General features: G+C 66.0%; 17 protein-coding genes. 9 read left to right on the top strand and 8 right to left on the bottom strand.

Annotated features, from left to right (window positions below):
* Nucleotides 1-40: 40 nt before the first annotated feature.
* The 3 genes from QF038_RS21500 to QF038_RS21490 are packed head-to-tail and all read right to left on the bottom strand — an operon-like array spanning nucleotide 41 to nucleotide 1,688.
* Nucleotides 41-328 (bottom strand): MoaD/ThiS family protein, encoded by a 288-nt coding sequence (locus tag QF038_RS21500; protein ID WP_307613154.1) that lies wholly within the window; start codon nucleotides 326-328, stop codon nucleotides 41-43.
* Entirely contained in the window at nucleotides 321-1,427 is a 1,107-nt protein-coding gene (locus tag QF038_RS21495; RefSeq protein WP_307613152.1) for an exo-alpha-sialidase, read from the bottom strand. The genes QF038_RS21500 and QF038_RS21495 overlap by 8 nt, the downstream gene beginning before the upstream one ends.
* Nucleotides 1,428-1,487: 60 nt before the next feature.
* On the bottom strand, nucleotides 1,488-1,688 hold the full coding sequence (locus tag QF038_RS21490; RefSeq protein ID WP_307613150.1) for a hypothetical protein: 201 nt from the start codon (nucleotides 1,686-1,688) through the stop codon (nucleotides 1,488-1,490).
* Nucleotides 1,689-1,965: 277 nt separating this feature from the next.
* Between QF038_RS21490 and QF038_RS21485 the strand changes: the two genes are divergently transcribed.
* From QF038_RS21485 to QF038_RS21460, 6 genes are all read left to right on the top strand, one after another.
* Nucleotides 1,966-2,679, top strand: coding sequence for an LPXTG cell wall anchor domain-containing protein (locus tag QF038_RS21485; protein WP_307613148.1), 714 nt, complete (start codon nucleotides 1,966-1,968; stop codon nucleotides 2,677-2,679).
* Between the two features lie 101 nt (nucleotides 2,680-2,780).
* Nucleotides 2,781-3,557, top strand: a complete 777-nt coding sequence (locus QF038_RS21480) for a class F sortase (protein WP_307613146.1) — start codon at nucleotides 2,781-2,783, stop codon at nucleotides 3,555-3,557.
* Nucleotides 3,558-3,611: 54 nt separating this feature from the next.
* Nucleotides 3,612-4,130 (top strand): universal stress protein, encoded by a 519-nt coding sequence (locus tag QF038_RS21475; RefSeq protein ID WP_307613144.1) that lies wholly within the window; start codon nucleotides 3,612-3,614, stop codon nucleotides 4,128-4,130.
* Nucleotides 4,131-4,401: 271 nt separating this feature from the next.
* A complete protein-coding gene (locus tag QF038_RS21470) occupies nucleotides 4,402-4,761 on the top strand; it encodes a metal-sensitive transcriptional regulator (RefSeq protein ID WP_307613142.1) in 360 nt (119 codons plus the stop codon).
* A 90-nt stretch (nucleotides 4,762-4,851) separates the two neighbouring features.
* Complete coding sequence (locus QF038_RS21465; RefSeq protein WP_307613140.1) at nucleotides 4,852-5,091, top strand: heavy-metal-associated domain-containing protein; 240 nt, start codon at nucleotides 4,852-4,854, stop codon at nucleotides 5,089-5,091.
* Between the two features lie 36 nt (nucleotides 5,092-5,127).
* Nucleotides 5,128-7,395: a cation-translocating P-type ATPase gene (locus tag QF038_RS21460; RefSeq protein ID WP_307613138.1), complete on the top strand. Its 2,268-nt coding sequence runs from the start codon at nucleotides 5,128-5,130 to the stop codon at nucleotides 7,393-7,395.
* 3 nt (nucleotides 7,396-7,398) lie between these two features.
* Here the strand turns inward: QF038_RS21460 and QF038_RS21455 are convergent, their stop codons facing one another.
* Nucleotides 7,399-7,671 (bottom strand): DUF2277 domain-containing protein, encoded by a 273-nt coding sequence (locus QF038_RS21455; RefSeq protein WP_091419467.1) that lies wholly within the window; start codon nucleotides 7,669-7,671, stop codon nucleotides 7,399-7,401.
* Nucleotides 7,672-7,884: 213 nt separating this feature from the next.
* On the opposite strand from QF038_RS21455, the gene QF038_RS21450 reads away from it, so the two are divergent.
* Nucleotides 7,885-8,151 carry a WXG100 family type VII secretion target gene (locus QF038_RS21450; RefSeq protein WP_307613136.1) on the top strand — a complete coding sequence of 89 codons (267 nt, stop codon included), beginning with the start codon at nucleotides 7,885-7,887 and terminating at the stop codon, nucleotides 8,149-8,151.
* Between the two features lie 79 nt (nucleotides 8,152-8,230).
* Here QF038_RS21450 and QF038_RS21445 read toward each other — a convergent pair whose 3' ends face one another.
* On the bottom strand, nucleotides 8,231-9,274 hold the full coding sequence (locus tag QF038_RS21445) for a DMT family transporter (RefSeq protein ID WP_307613134.1): 1,044 nt from the start codon (nucleotides 9,272-9,274) through the stop codon (nucleotides 8,231-8,233).
* Between the two features lie 71 nt (nucleotides 9,275-9,345).
* On the opposite strand from QF038_RS21445, the gene QF038_RS21440 reads away from it, so the two are divergent.
* Entirely contained in the window at nucleotides 9,346-9,891 is a 546-nt protein-coding gene (locus tag QF038_RS21440) for an ABATE domain-containing protein (RefSeq protein ID WP_307613132.1), read from the top strand.
* Between the two features lie 56 nt (nucleotides 9,892-9,947).
* On the opposite strand, the gene QF038_RS21435 is transcribed toward QF038_RS21440, so the two are convergent.
* The 3 genes from QF038_RS21435 to QF038_RS21425 all read right to left on the bottom strand — a co-directional run bounded on the left by QF038_RS21435 (nucleotide 9,948) and on the right by QF038_RS21425 (nucleotide 12,382).
* Complete coding sequence (locus QF038_RS21435; protein WP_307613130.1) at nucleotides 9,948-10,307, bottom strand: hypothetical protein; 360 nt, start codon at nucleotides 10,305-10,307, stop codon at nucleotides 9,948-9,950.
* Between the two features lie 106 nt (nucleotides 10,308-10,413).
* Complete coding sequence (locus QF038_RS21430; protein WP_307613127.1) at nucleotides 10,414-11,004, bottom strand: hypothetical protein; 591 nt, start codon at nucleotides 11,002-11,004, stop codon at nucleotides 10,414-10,416.
* Between the two features lie 25 nt (nucleotides 11,005-11,029).
* Nucleotides 11,030-12,382: an MATE family efflux transporter gene (locus QF038_RS21425; protein WP_307613125.1), complete on the bottom strand. Its 1,353-nt coding sequence runs from the start codon at nucleotides 12,380-12,382 to the stop codon at nucleotides 11,030-11,032.
* 109 nt (nucleotides 12,383-12,491) lie between these two features.
* On the opposite strand from QF038_RS21425, the gene QF038_RS21420 reads away from it, so the two are divergent.
* The gene (locus tag QF038_RS21420; RefSeq protein ID WP_307613123.1) at nucleotides 12,492-12,926 is read left to right on the top strand and encodes a DoxX family protein; all 435 of its coding nucleotides are present in this window, start codon (nucleotides 12,492-12,494) and stop codon (nucleotides 12,924-12,926) included.
* The last annotated feature ends 116 nt before the right edge of the window (nucleotides 12,927-13,042 follow it).

Genomic DNA, 13,042 nt, shown 5'->3' with positions numbered 1-13,042 from the left:
TGCCCGCAGCGTGCGAACCCTGCGCGTCCCCGGCATGGTGTCAGCCGCCGGCCACTGACTGGATGACCAGAACCTCCTGGCCCGGCGCCACTTCAGTGTCCAGGCCCTGCAGCCGACGCACCTCGTCACCATCCACGTAGACATTCACAAACCGCCGCAAGGCTCCCGTCTCGTCGCGGAGCCGCCTGGCCAGCACGGCGAAGTCGGCAGTGACGGAATCCAGCAGTTTTCCCACGGACACGGGCCCGTCGGCGGGCGCAGTCAGAACGGACTGCCCGCCGGCCAGTGGCTGCAGGATGCTGGGAAGCACCACCGAAATGTCAGGCACCGGCCACCACGGCCGCCCGCACGCACAGGACGTCGGGCAAGTGCGACGCCACTTCCGTAAACGTCTCCCCTTCATCGGCGCTGGCGTAGACCGTACCCCCGCGTGTTCCGAAGTAGACGCCTGCCGGCTCCGCCGTATCCACCGACGCGGCATCGCGCAGGACGCTGTTGTACTCGCCGGTGGGCAGCCCGTTGTCCAGCCTCTTCCAGCTGCCGCCGGCGTCATCTGTGCGGTGGACGGCCAGTTCGCCGTTGGGCGGGATACGCTCGCCGTCTGCCTTCAGCGGCACCACCCAGGCCGTACCTTCCCGCCGCGGATGGGTCAGCATCACGAAGCCGAAGTCTGCCGGCAGGCCCTCAGCAATGGAGGTCCAGCTCTCCGCGTTGTCATCCGTGCGGTACACGCCGTGGTGGTTCTGCGCATAGAGCCGGCCGTCGATGGCGGCATCCGCAGCGATCTTGTGCACGCACTGTCCGAACTCGGGGTTCGGGTCCGGCATGAAGTAGGCCGAGATTCCCTTGTTGCGCGCCTCCCAGGAGGTGCCGCCATCGAGCGAGCGGTAAACGCCGCCCGTGCTCATGGCCACGTGGACGGTTTCGCCTGCCCGGTGGACCACGATCGAGTGGGCGGCCGCGCCCCCGTAGCCGGCACCCCAATCGCTGCGGTGCGGATGGTCCCAGAGGCCCCGGTTCAGCTCGAAGTGTTCACCGCCGTCCGTGGACTTCCACACGGAGATGGGTTCCGCCCCCGCCCACACCACTCCCGGGCGGGACTCGGCGTCCGGATAAATCTGCCAGATGCGTTCCAGCGCGGCGCCGGTATCTTCCGGAAACGTGATGGCGCCCTGCTCCGGCTCGGACCAGGTGGCGCCAAGATCGTCCGAGTGGGCCACCGTGGGCCCCCAATGCTCGTTCCGGACTCCCACCATGATCCGGGTGCGGCCTTCCCGGGTGTCGATCCCAATACTGGGAATCTCACTCATCAGGAAATGCGGGCCGGTGAAGGACCATTCGCGCCTGTCCGTGCTGGTGGCCAGCCACAGGCCTTTTTTGGTTCCGATCGCTAGGACAAAACTTCCTTGGGTTGCCATGCCCACCATGCAACCACCGCCCCGGGCAGCCCGCAACGGTTTATGCCTGAAAGGAGGCTTGGGCGGTGGTCAGTCCACAAACTCCGACTGCGTCTCGATGAAGTCCCAGTCCGCCGCCGTCAGCACCGCGGCAGGGTTGTCCGGATGGGGACCGCCGGCCTCGGCGATCCCCTGGAGGACCGGAAGAGGCAGTTCCCCGGCACGCAGGTTCTCCCGCAGCCACTCCTTGCTCGCGAGGTCCAGGTCCAGCCACCACATGAAAATTTGCATCCATCCACGCCCTTTCGTCCAATTCAACGTTAGGCGCGCGCCCCTCGCGCTACAAGGGATTGGCAGCGCAGGCAAGTAGGGCTGCGGGATTTTCGGGTACCCACAAGTAACCGGGCCTCCGGCTCCCGCCGAAAGACGAGTACCGCCTACTCGCGACTGGTTAAGGCCGCCCGCCTAGCCTGAAATCTCACGCAAGCTGACCGTGCTGCTGGGGCATTCGGTGCTATCGCTGCTCCTCCTCATCATGGTCCGTTCAATACACACTGGGGAGAAAACAATGAAACGTACCTTTGCGACTCTGGGGGTTGTGGGGCTGGGGCTGGGAATGATCAGCGTCACGGCGCCGGCCACCGCAGCGTCCGAAAGAGTTGTCGTTTGCCATACCGACGGATCCGCCTGGACGCCGCTGGAATTCGACGTCAACGGGATCGGCGGCCACGTGCAGCATGCCACGGACATCATCCCGCCGACTCCGAAGGCACCGGAGGGCAAGAATTGGACGGACGCCGGAAAGCTCCTCTATGTCGAAAAATGTGCTGCGCTGCCGCCAGGCGAGGAGCTGCCGGTTGTTGAACAGCCCGTCGTAAACCCGCCGGTGGTGAATCCGCCGGTCGTGGAGCCGCCTGTGGTGGAACAGCCCGTGGTCGAACCTCCGGCAGTAGTCACACCCGTCGTGGAAACTCCTGTGGTCGCTGTGGAGCAGGCCGCGGTAGTTCCGCCGGCTGCTGTCCCGCCGGCAGCAGCGCCCGTCGTCGTTCCCCAAACACCGGCTGTTGTCCAGCCGCCGGTAAGCCAGCCCCGGCAGCAAGCAGCTGCAGTTGCCGGCGCAGGAGCAACGGCTGAGCTGGGGACCAACCAGGGCTACAACGCCCAGACGGCGGTGGGCGGCTCGAGCAGCCCGTCCTGGCTGGCAGGCGTGGGCGCCTTGCTGGCAGCGGGTGCGGCGGTGGGTTTCCGCCGGAGCCGCCGCACGCAGCTCCTGGCCGACTAACAGCGGCCGCGCCGCAAGCCGCGGCTTCATGACAGGAAGGCGTCCCGCCAGTGCCCGGCGGGGCGCCTTCCTTTCTCTACCTGCAAGTGTTGAGGAGCAGCATGTTCAAGGAACGCAGCCGGCACGTGGTCCGGAAGGAGCGCAGGCGGCGGAGCTGGAACCGGGGAGACCTGGCCATCCTCCTGTGCGGGGTTCTGGCCTTTCTGTCCCTGACCTTCGGCGCACCGCTTTTCCACCACATGCAGGTGGCTTCCAGCGGACGCAGTGCGGCGATTGGATCTCCGTCGGCCGGGATCGTGTCCCGGGATGCCGCGCCAACGGTCACCACGGCGCCGGCAGCAGGGGGAACCGAGGCGGCAGATGGACCCGGGGTGACGGAAGGGCAAGTGCCAGCAGCCCTGGCCAATTCGGCTCTCAAGCCGCCTCCCCCGGCCCTCCCGGCAGCGGCTGAACCGCTGCGCATCCGTTATGCCTCCGCCGGGTTCGACGTTCCGGTCCATGCGCTTGACGTGGATGCTGCAGCCGAAGCCAGCCAAACGGTGGAGCCGCCGGCCACCAAGGACGGCTACTGGCTGACACCCTTTGGGACACCGGGGCAGGGATCAGCAAACACCACCTACGTAATCGGACACAGCTGGGAAGGTGCGGACGCACCGTTCAACCACTTGAGCTCAGCGGCTGTGGGCGACAGGTTTGAGGTGGACACCGCGACCGGCACCATCACCTACATGGTGGACAACGTGACCACCTACGTGAAGTCCAGCCTTAAGGACAGTCCCATCTGGAGCATCGTGCCCAACCGGCTGGTACTGATCAGCTGCTTCACGGAGGATCCCTGGGGCAAGAATGTGGTGGTCACGGCATCACCCGCTCCGTGACGGCGCCGCAGTAATTGCCCTGTTCAAGGGCGGTCCGGAGGCCGAGAATGAGCTATGACATCAGATCGGTTCAGCGGTACATCGCCCCTGCTGGTAGGCATCGCGCCCAAGCAGCATCCTGAGGTGCTGCAGGCCGCCGCCCTCCTCGCCGCCCGCCTCAAGAGGCCGTTGCTCTGCGCTTACGTTGACGAGGCCAGCTACCTGGTGGAATGGGATCCTGCACGCTCCGCCCACCGTCTCTCCCTCCACCCGGACACGGACGACGACGAGATCAGGGCTGTGGTGTCCGGGCTGCGGGGTGCCATAGAAGCAGCGATGGCCGACGTGCCAGCGGAAGCCGGGCGCACGGAGTGGACGTTCCGAACCCTTGCGGGTGATCCCGCCCGCGCGCTGGCCAGGCTGGCAGCAGAGAGTGATGCACCGATGATTGTGGTGGGCACGTCGGAGCGGGGCTTCTCCCACCGGCTCACCGAAGCCCTCAATGGGTCCGTGGGGGCGTGGCTGGTGCACCACCAGAGCCGTCCGGTACTCGTAGTTCCCTACCGGATGCCGGCCCACGAGGACACGCCTTGACCCTTCGGCAGTGTGCTGTTCGGGCCGAATTAAGAGCGAAGAAAGTAAAGCGAAAGTAGTTATTCGATGTGCTGGCGGAGGTGGCTACCAGCCAGTAAGCTGATTCAAGCAGGCCGGTTCCATGGAGTTTGGACGCCGGTTTTGCCCAAGAGCTGCTCCGGAGTGCGTATCCCCCAATAACGCACTCCGGAGCTTTTTTGTTGCCCCGCCCGTGCGATATACCCCTCGGGGGTACTTGAAAAATACCCCTCCCGGGTATAGCGTTGAAAATATGAGCGCAACGGAAGAAGCAGTGGCAGATGCAGCTGTTGAAGCTGGCACGGACCACGAAGGGCCCCAGCACGGCTACACAGGGAACAAGGACGCCTATCTGCGCCGCCTCAAACGCATAGAAGGCCAGGTGCGCGGGATTGCCCGCATGGTGGATGAGGACAAGTACTGCATCGACATCCTCACCCAGGTTTCCGCCGTCACCAAAGCCCTGCACGCCGTCAGCCTTGGGCTCGTGGAAGAGCACATCGGCCACTGCGTAGTGGGGGCTGCCGCCGAGCCGGACCCGGGCCTGCGGGCAGAAGTGATCGACGCCAAAGTCAAGGAAGCCGCCGATGCCATCGGCCGGCTCCTGCGGTAGCCCTTTCCCCGAATTCCACATCATCAGCCATCCGGCGAACGCCGGCGAACGAACCGGTTCACCACGCCGGCCGAACAACAAGGAGCAGCCATGAGCACCACCTCCCCTACCACCACCACCGTCAGCGTTTCCGGAATGACCTGCGGCCACTGCGTCTCCGCCGTCAGCGAAGAACTTGAGGCCCTTGCAGGCGTAGAGGCAGTGGAGATCGAACTCAACGCCGGCGGGATCTCTACCGTCACCATCACCTCAAGCGACGATCTGTCGCCGTCCGAAATCGGCGAAGCAGTTGCGGAAGCGGGCTATCTGGTGGTCGCCAACGAAGCCTAAACACCAGTACTGACACCAGCAAGGAACAGGGAATATATGAGCAACCAGGACCTTCTCCACCAGCCAGGAAACCGGGTGGTGGAGCTCGATATCGAGGGCATGACCTGCGCGTCCTGCGTCAACCGCGTGGAAAAAAAGCTCGGCAAACTCGACGGCGTCCACGCCCTGGTCAACCTCCCCCTCGAATCCGCTCATGTAACAGTCCCCGAGGGCATCACCGACGAGCAGTTGGTAGAAACCGTCAACGCCGCCGGCTACAAAGCAAAGGTCCGCCAGCCCGTCCCGGCACAGGAGGCCGGGCCCGGGACGCTGCGTCCGCGCCTGGTCCTGGCCGCCCTCTTTACGGTGCCTGTGTTCCTGATCTCCATGGTCCCCGCCTTCCAGTTCCCCCAGTGGGGCTGGCTGGCCGCCGGGCTGGCCCTGCCCGTGGTCACCTGGGCCGCCTGGCCGTTCCACCGCGCGGCCGCCGTCAATGCCCGCCACTTCGCGTCAACTATGGACACCCTGGTGTCGATCGGGGTGGCCGCCGCCTACCTTTTCTCAGCCTGGCAACTGTTCTCCGATCCCCTGCTGACCCAGCACCCCGGCATGGAGGGGATGGGGCAGGGCGGCCTGTATTTCGAGGTTGCTGCCGTTGTCACCACGTTCCTGCTCCTGGGCCGCTATCTCGAGGCCAACGCCAAGCAAAAGGCGGGCGACGCCCTGCACGCCCTGCTGAGCCTGGGCGCCAAGGACGCCACCATACTCAAGGACGGCCGGGAACGGAGGGTCCCCGCGGAACAGCTCCAGGCCGGCGACGTCCTGGTGGTCCGTCCCGGCGAAAAAATCGCCACCGACGGCGTTGTTATTGACGGGTCCTCTGCAGTGGACGCGTCACTGGTGACCGGTGAGTCAGTGCCGGTGGAGGTGGGACCGGACAGCCGGGTCACCGGCGCCACCATCAACACCTCCGGCCGGCTGCTGGTCAGGGCAACCCGTGTTGGTTCGGAAACTACCCTGGCGCAGATGGCCCGCCTGGTGTCCCAGGCGCAGACGGGCAAGGCTCCCATCGCCCGCCTCGCCGACCGCATCAGCGCAGTGTTCGTTCCAGTGGTTCTGGCCGTCGCCGCGCTCACCTTTATCCTCTGGCTCCTCGTTGCTGGGCCGGGAGCCACCGGCGGGTGGCTGCCTTCCGCCTTTACGGCCGCCGTCGCCGTCCTGGTGATCGCCTGCCCGTGTGCCCTGGGCCTTGCCACTCCCGTTGGCCTCCTCACCGGGACGGGCCGCGGCGCGCAACTGGGCATCCTGATCAAGGGCCCGCAGGTGCTTGAAGACACGCGTACGGTGGACACCATCCTGCTGGACAAGACCGGCACCGTCACCACCGGCGCACTGGCGGTGGATTCCACGCTCGCCTTCGAAGGGTTTGAACAGCGCGACGTCCTGCTGCTGGCCGGCGCCGTAGAGGCGGCCTCGGAGCATCCGGTGGCCCGCGCCATAGCCGCCGCTGCCGTCGAGGAAGCGCGCGGGCAGCGCTCGGAGACGCACGACGGCGGACACCTGCCGGCGGTGCGGGAGTTCCGGTCGGCGCCGGGCGGCGGCGTCACGGGAATAGTTGGAGGCAGGCAGGTCATCGCCGGACGCACCGGCTGGCTTGAGCAGAACGGTATTGCCATGACGTCAAGCCAGGCACAGGCCCAGGCAGCGGCGGAAGCTGCCGGCGCCACGGCCATCTGGGTGGCCGTTGACGGGACAGTTGCGGGGATCATCAGCCTTCGCGATACCGTCAAGCCCGGCTCAGCCGCAGCCGTGGAACGGATGAAGGCCCTGGGCCTGCGGCCCCTCCTGTTGACCGGCGACAACGCCGCCGTGGCCGCGCAGGTGGCAGCCGCCGTCGGCATTGATCCCGCAGATGTCTACGCAGGGGTGTTGCCCGAGGGCAAGGTGGAAGTGGTGAAGACACTTCAGGCGGGCGGCGCCACGGTGGCAATGGCCGGCGACGGCGTCAACGATGCTGCGGCATTGGCGCAGGCCGATCTGGGCATCGCCATGGGATCAGGCACTGACGTTGCCATCGAGGCGGCGGACCTGACCGTGATGGGCAACGACCTGTCGCAGGTGGTCCAAGCCATCGAACTCTCCCGCAGGACCCTGTCCACGATCAAAACCAACCTGTTTTGGGCCTTTTTCTACAACGCGGTAGGCATTCCGGTGGCCGCGCTGGGCCTGCTCAACCCCATGATCGCCGGCGCCGCGATGGCAGCCAGTTCAGTCCTGGTGGTTGCGAATTCGCTGCGGCTGCGGAATTTTGGGGCGAAGGCCTAGGACTCAGGCAGCGCCGTAGCGCACAGCCGCCCGGGCCCGTGCCTTCGCGGCCTCGGCATCCCGGTCCTTGGGCGGCGCCTGGGAGACCAGGGAATCCAGGAGGTGCTGGGTGATGTGGGCGATCTCGTGGACTGCCTCCTCGAAGGCCTCCTGGTTGGCCTTGGACGGCTTGGTGCTGCCGCTGACCTTACGCACGTACTGAAGCGCCGCGGCATGCACTTCCTCAGACGTGGCGTGGGGTTCGAAGTTGTGGAGGGTTCTGATATTCCGGCACATACGGCCATGCTAGGCTCTGGATCGCCAAGGATCGACCCCTCCACAAACATTGGTGAAACTCCCGTCCATGGGGAGTACGGCATGGGCAGGGGTGCCCATCGACACTGTTTTGGGGGCCGGGATAGGTTTGAGGCATTGGATCTTCCGGAGAAGCCGGGGGGCCGCTGGGGACGCCGACCTGGTTCGGATCCACGATTTACAAGGAGAAAACTCATGGCTATTTGGGGTGCAGACGTTGACCAGCTTCGCGAGCTCGGCGGCAAGCTTGAGGCGGGTGCGAGCGAAATCGATTCGCAGCGGAATCGCCTCAACACCGCACTGGACAATACCCAGTGGGAGGGACCGGACGCGGACAGGTTCAAGGAGCAGTGGCGCGGCGAGCACACCTCGAAGCTGAAGCAGATCTCAGAGGCTCTCAGGGATGCCGGCAACCGGGCAAAGCAGAACGCCGAGCAGCAGACCCAGGCTTCGCAGAACTAACGCCTTCCACGGGAAAACGCCCGGACGGGCCCGGACACCGCAAGGTGTTCGGGCCCTCGTCTTTAAGGAACAGCCTCCACTAAGGAACAGGCTCGACGTCGTTCGCGTGCTCCAGTGGCGACACCGCCTTAGGTGCCGCCATGGCTCCAGCCGCTGGCCCGGCAACCGGTGCGCGCAGTTCGTCGAGCCGGACCAGGATGACGCCACCCACGATCAGCGCGCCGCCCAGGAGCTGGATGGCGGAGGGAAGTTCGCCCAGCAGCAGCCATGCCCAGATCACGGCGAAAAGGACTTCGGTAAGCGATACGAAGGACGCCACCTTGGAGCCCAGCGCCCGCGCCGCCATAATCCCGGAAACGTACGCCAGCACGGTGGCCAGGATGATCAGCCCGGCCAGCGATATCCACCATGGCGTGACCCAGGGACCCAGTAGGGTGTCCGCCGTGCTGAACGTCATGGGCAGCAGACCCGTGGCTGCCGAGAGCCACATCACGGCTGCCCCCACCAGCAGTCCACCGGAGGCGAGGACGATCGGCGGAAGCGAGTCGTTCTCTTTAGCGGTAATAAAGAAGTAGATGGCGAGGCAAACCGCCGCGGCCACGCCCCAAAGGACACCCACGACGTCGATCTTGACCGCGCCGGTGAGATCAAGGACCAGGACCAGGCCGGCGAGCGACAGCAGGGTTCCCCCGAAAGTCAGAATCCGGGGCCGCTTCCGGCTGGCCGCCCAGAGCCAGAGCACGATGATGACCGGTGCCAGGTATTCCAGCAGCAAGGCAACCCCCACCGACAGCCTCGCCACGGCGTTGAAGTAGAACAGTTGGCACGCCGCAACGCCGATCAGCCCGAACAGCAGGATGGTTACCCAGTTGGTCCGGAGTTGGTGCCAGCGGCCGCGGAGGGCGAAAACCGCCGGGACGGCGAGGATCAGGGCCGCGCCAGTGAGCCGCGCAGTGACCGCCGCGCCCGGGGACCATCCCGTTTCCAGTAAGGCCTTGGCAAAGGATCCGGAGGTGCCGAAGACGGCGGACGAGAACAGCGCAATGCCCACGCCGGATGCGAGGAAGTTGCGTTTGCTGGCCTGCGCCCCAAGCTTCGGGGTGCGGCTGGGTGCGGCAGGCATCGTCGCCTCCTGTCAGGAGTAAAGTAGGGTGATGGTCATGACAGTACGGGACAGCACTGTAAGGAGTCAAGATGGTTTTTGCCCCTGACACTGAGGTGGCCCTGCGCACGGTGGTCAATCTGATCAATTCGGCTGCCAACGGAAGTGAGGGACTGGCGTCCACTGCAGATCTGGACCGCTTCCTGGCAGCGGAGGGCTTCACCGGTTCCCGCACCCGGGACCACAGCGAACTGGCCAGCGTGCACCAGCTTCGCCAACAGCTCGCGGCGCTGTGGACAGCGGACGAAGGATCCGCCGTCGAGACAGTCAACCGGCTGCTGCGGGACGCCAGCGCACTGCCGCAGCTGGTCAAGCACGATGACTGGGACTGGCACCTCCACGCGACCACCCCTGAAGCCCCGCTCGTGCACAGGATGAGCACGGAAGCCGCCATGGCGTTAGCAGACGTGATCCGCGGCAAAGAGATGGACCGGATGCGCATCTGCGAGGCCGAGGACTGCGATGCTGCCGTGCTGGACCTCAGCAGGAACCGGTCCAGGCGGTACTGCGATACGGGAAACTGCGCCAACCGGGCGCATGTGGCCGCCTACCGGGCCCGGCAGGCTGCGTCTGCCTAAGGGCAGCTCCGCCTAATGACGGCGCCCACCCTGCGATGATGCCTGGCCAGGGGCGCTCAGCGGTCGCCGGGGTTCTCCAAATCATCGGGAGAGGAGACAGGACCCTGCGGGCCCGGACCGCCGAAGCCGTGGGACGGCTTGGGGGCCGAACTGAGGTTTACACCCGAGCCCTTGCCCAGGTGTTCGGCGTTCTCCTTGTGGCTCATGGAGAGCATCGCCGCGATCACCAGAGTGACAATGAAGGCGATACCGGCTGCGGTGAAAGCCAGGTCGAAACGGGGGACGCGCGCGCTGCCGCCGGAAGCGAAGATCACCACTGCCAAAAAGGCCACGACGGCCCAGAATGCGGAGAACATCAGCGGGCCCTTCACCGAGGTCCGCACCTTGCGCGGATGTCCTGGTTGCTGGTCTGCCACGGTGATTCCTCCCTGCAGGCGGCGTGCCGGCCGGCCTGGTTTTGCATAGTGCGGTGGTGCGTCCGGACCAATTTTCTACGAGCAGTAGAACCGGACACTTCCTAGTTTACGGCGTTCCTGCCGCGCTGCGGGCATCGTGCCGGATGCTCAGCCCTGCCAGCGCCCACAGCACGCCGGAGATGATGGCACCGCCGCCAGCCACGCCGAGCAGCGCATGGGCGCCCAGGCTGATGAAGAAGGGCAGGATGGCTGCGGTGCCCAGGCCGATGATGCCCGAGGCAATCCAGTCGCGGGCCAGCACGTGCCTGCCGCGGAATTTCAGGCCACACAACAGCTCAATCGCTCCGGCCACAGCCAATCCAAGGGCAGCGATGGCGCCAAAGAGCAGGTCCCCGTGCAGCAGAAGCAGCGCCACGCCTGCGCCGGCAAGCACGGATCCGGCAGCGGAAAGCAGTTTGTCCGGGGCGCTCTCCCGCGGAAACCCCGATGCCCGGATACCCCAGACCAGCAGGACGCCCGTGGCCAGCAGGTAGAGCCCGCCGGACCAGCCCATAACCTCTATGGACGGGGCCGCCCAGAAAATAGTGACAGCGCCGAACACCAGTGCAGCTGCGGAACGGAGGAGGACCGGCTTCCACAGGTCAACCCTGGGAGCCGTTCCGGGAGCGGTACCTGCGGGGGTTTTCGGTTGGGTCACCGGTCCAGTTTAGTGGCGGTCCGCGCTAGGGCGAACCCAGCACCATCCAGCGGTCTGAACGCGCACGGACGCCAAGAGTGATGGCACGGGCAGCCATGTAACCCAGCGCGAAGGCGGCCCACAACCAGCCAAGTCCCGGCGCGCCCGCAGTGTGCGAGAGTGCCACCGCAATCAGCAGCGGCACGTACACGGCCAGGTTCACCACACCGGCCAACGCCAGGTATTTGGCGTCGCCGGCACCGATCAGCACCCCATCAAGCACAAAGACATATCCCGCGATCGGCTGGCCCGCTGCGAGTACCCACAAAGCAACGGCAAGGGCTGACTGAACCTGCGGGTCGGACGTAAAAAGTGCGCCAGCCCAAGGCGCCGCAACCGCCAGCAGTGCCCCCGTCACCACCCCGAAACCAAGTCCCCATCGGGTCATGGTGGCCGTCAGCAGCCGGGCCATGCGCGGGTTGGAGGCTCCCAGCTCCTTGCCGATCAATGCCTGGGCAGCAATGGCGAGAGCATCCAGGGCGAAGGCCAGGAAGGAGAAGATGGTCATGGCCAGCTGGTGGGCCGCCAGGTTCACGGCTCCCTGCGCAGTGACCACAAGGACGGTGGCCAGGATGGCAATGCGCAGGCTGAGCGTGCGCAGCATCAGCCACGATCCGACACGCGTCATGCTCCTGATACCGCTCCAGCTGGGCAGCAGGCTCACGCCGTGCGCCGCGGCGTTGCGCTTCACCATCACCAGGTAGACCGCGGCCATGGCCCACTGGGCCACGCTGGTGCCCATGGCGGAACCCGTGACGGACCAGCCCAGCCCGTACACCAGCCACAGGTTCAGGACGATATTCAGGCCAAAACCGGCCGTGGCCACCACCAGGGGCGTCCGGGTGTCCTGGAGGCCACGAAGAAGTCCGGTGCCCGCGAAGATGAGCAGCATGGCCACCAGTCCGGGCATGGACCAGCGGAGGTAATCAACGGCGAAGGAACGCACCTCGCCGCCCGCGCCCAGCAGGCCGATCAGCGGATCGGCTGCCGCGAACCCGGCCACGGCCAGGACAGCACCCAGCAGCAGTGCCAGCCAGACGCCGTCGCGCCCGGCTGCCAGGGCCTTGCCGGGCTGCCCGTCCCCCATGGCGCGGGCCACCGCAGGGGTGGTGGAGTAGGCCAAAAAGACCATCAGGCCGACGGCGGTGTGCAGCACTGCCGTTGCCAGCCCGACGCCGGCGAGCTCGGCCACGCCCAGGTGGCCCACAATCGCCGAATCCGCGAGCAGGAAGAGGGGTTCGGCAACGAGGGCGCCAAAGGCGGGAACCGCCAGCCGAAGGATCTGGCGGGTATGTCCTTTCGGCGGGGCGGCCGGCGCCGGCGCGGGTAAGTGGGGCACCTTGCCAGCCTAATCGGGGGTCCGGCTGTGTCCACGCCGGCATGACAAAGCCCACATTATGACGATATTAGTTGACACTTCAACCAAGTTCCGGGGAGAGTTAATGCCCATGAACCAGTCACGACTTACAACAACCGCAATCACTGCCCTTCGGATCATCCTGGGCTTCCTCTTCGCAGCGCACGGTTGGCAGAAGTTCAACGAGTGGACCATCGCCGGCACGCAGGCCTCCTTCGCCAAGATGGGCGTTCCCGCAGCAGAAGCAGTCGCGCCCGCCATTGCCGTGCTGGAACTGGCCGGCGGCATCGCCCTGATCCTCGGCATCCTCACCCGCGTGGTGGCAGCACTCCTGGTCCTGGACATGTTGGGCGCCCTGTTTATGGTCCACGCTGCCGCCGGAGTATTTGCCGCCAACGGTGGATACGAACTGGTCCTGCTCCTGGCGGCGGCCGCGTTCGCCCTGGCGCTGACCGGCGCCGGCCGCCTGTCCGTTGACCGCGCGCTCTTTGGCCGCAGCAACTCGAAACTGGCCATCCTGGCCTAACCCCCAGTTCCCCCGGCTTCTGACAGCTGTCAGCCGGAAACCGCCCGACGGCGGATGGGCACCCTGGTGCCCGTCCGCCGTCGAGCGTTTAAGCGGGTGAGGCACTGCCGGCAATG

The organism is Pseudarthrobacter sp. W1I19 (assembly GCF_030817835.1).
Classification (GTDB): domain Bacteria; phylum Actinomycetota; class Actinomycetes; order Actinomycetales; family Micrococcaceae; genus Arthrobacter.
Note: the sequence above shows the minus strand (reverse complement) of the source record. Positions and strands in the feature narration are given on the sequence as shown.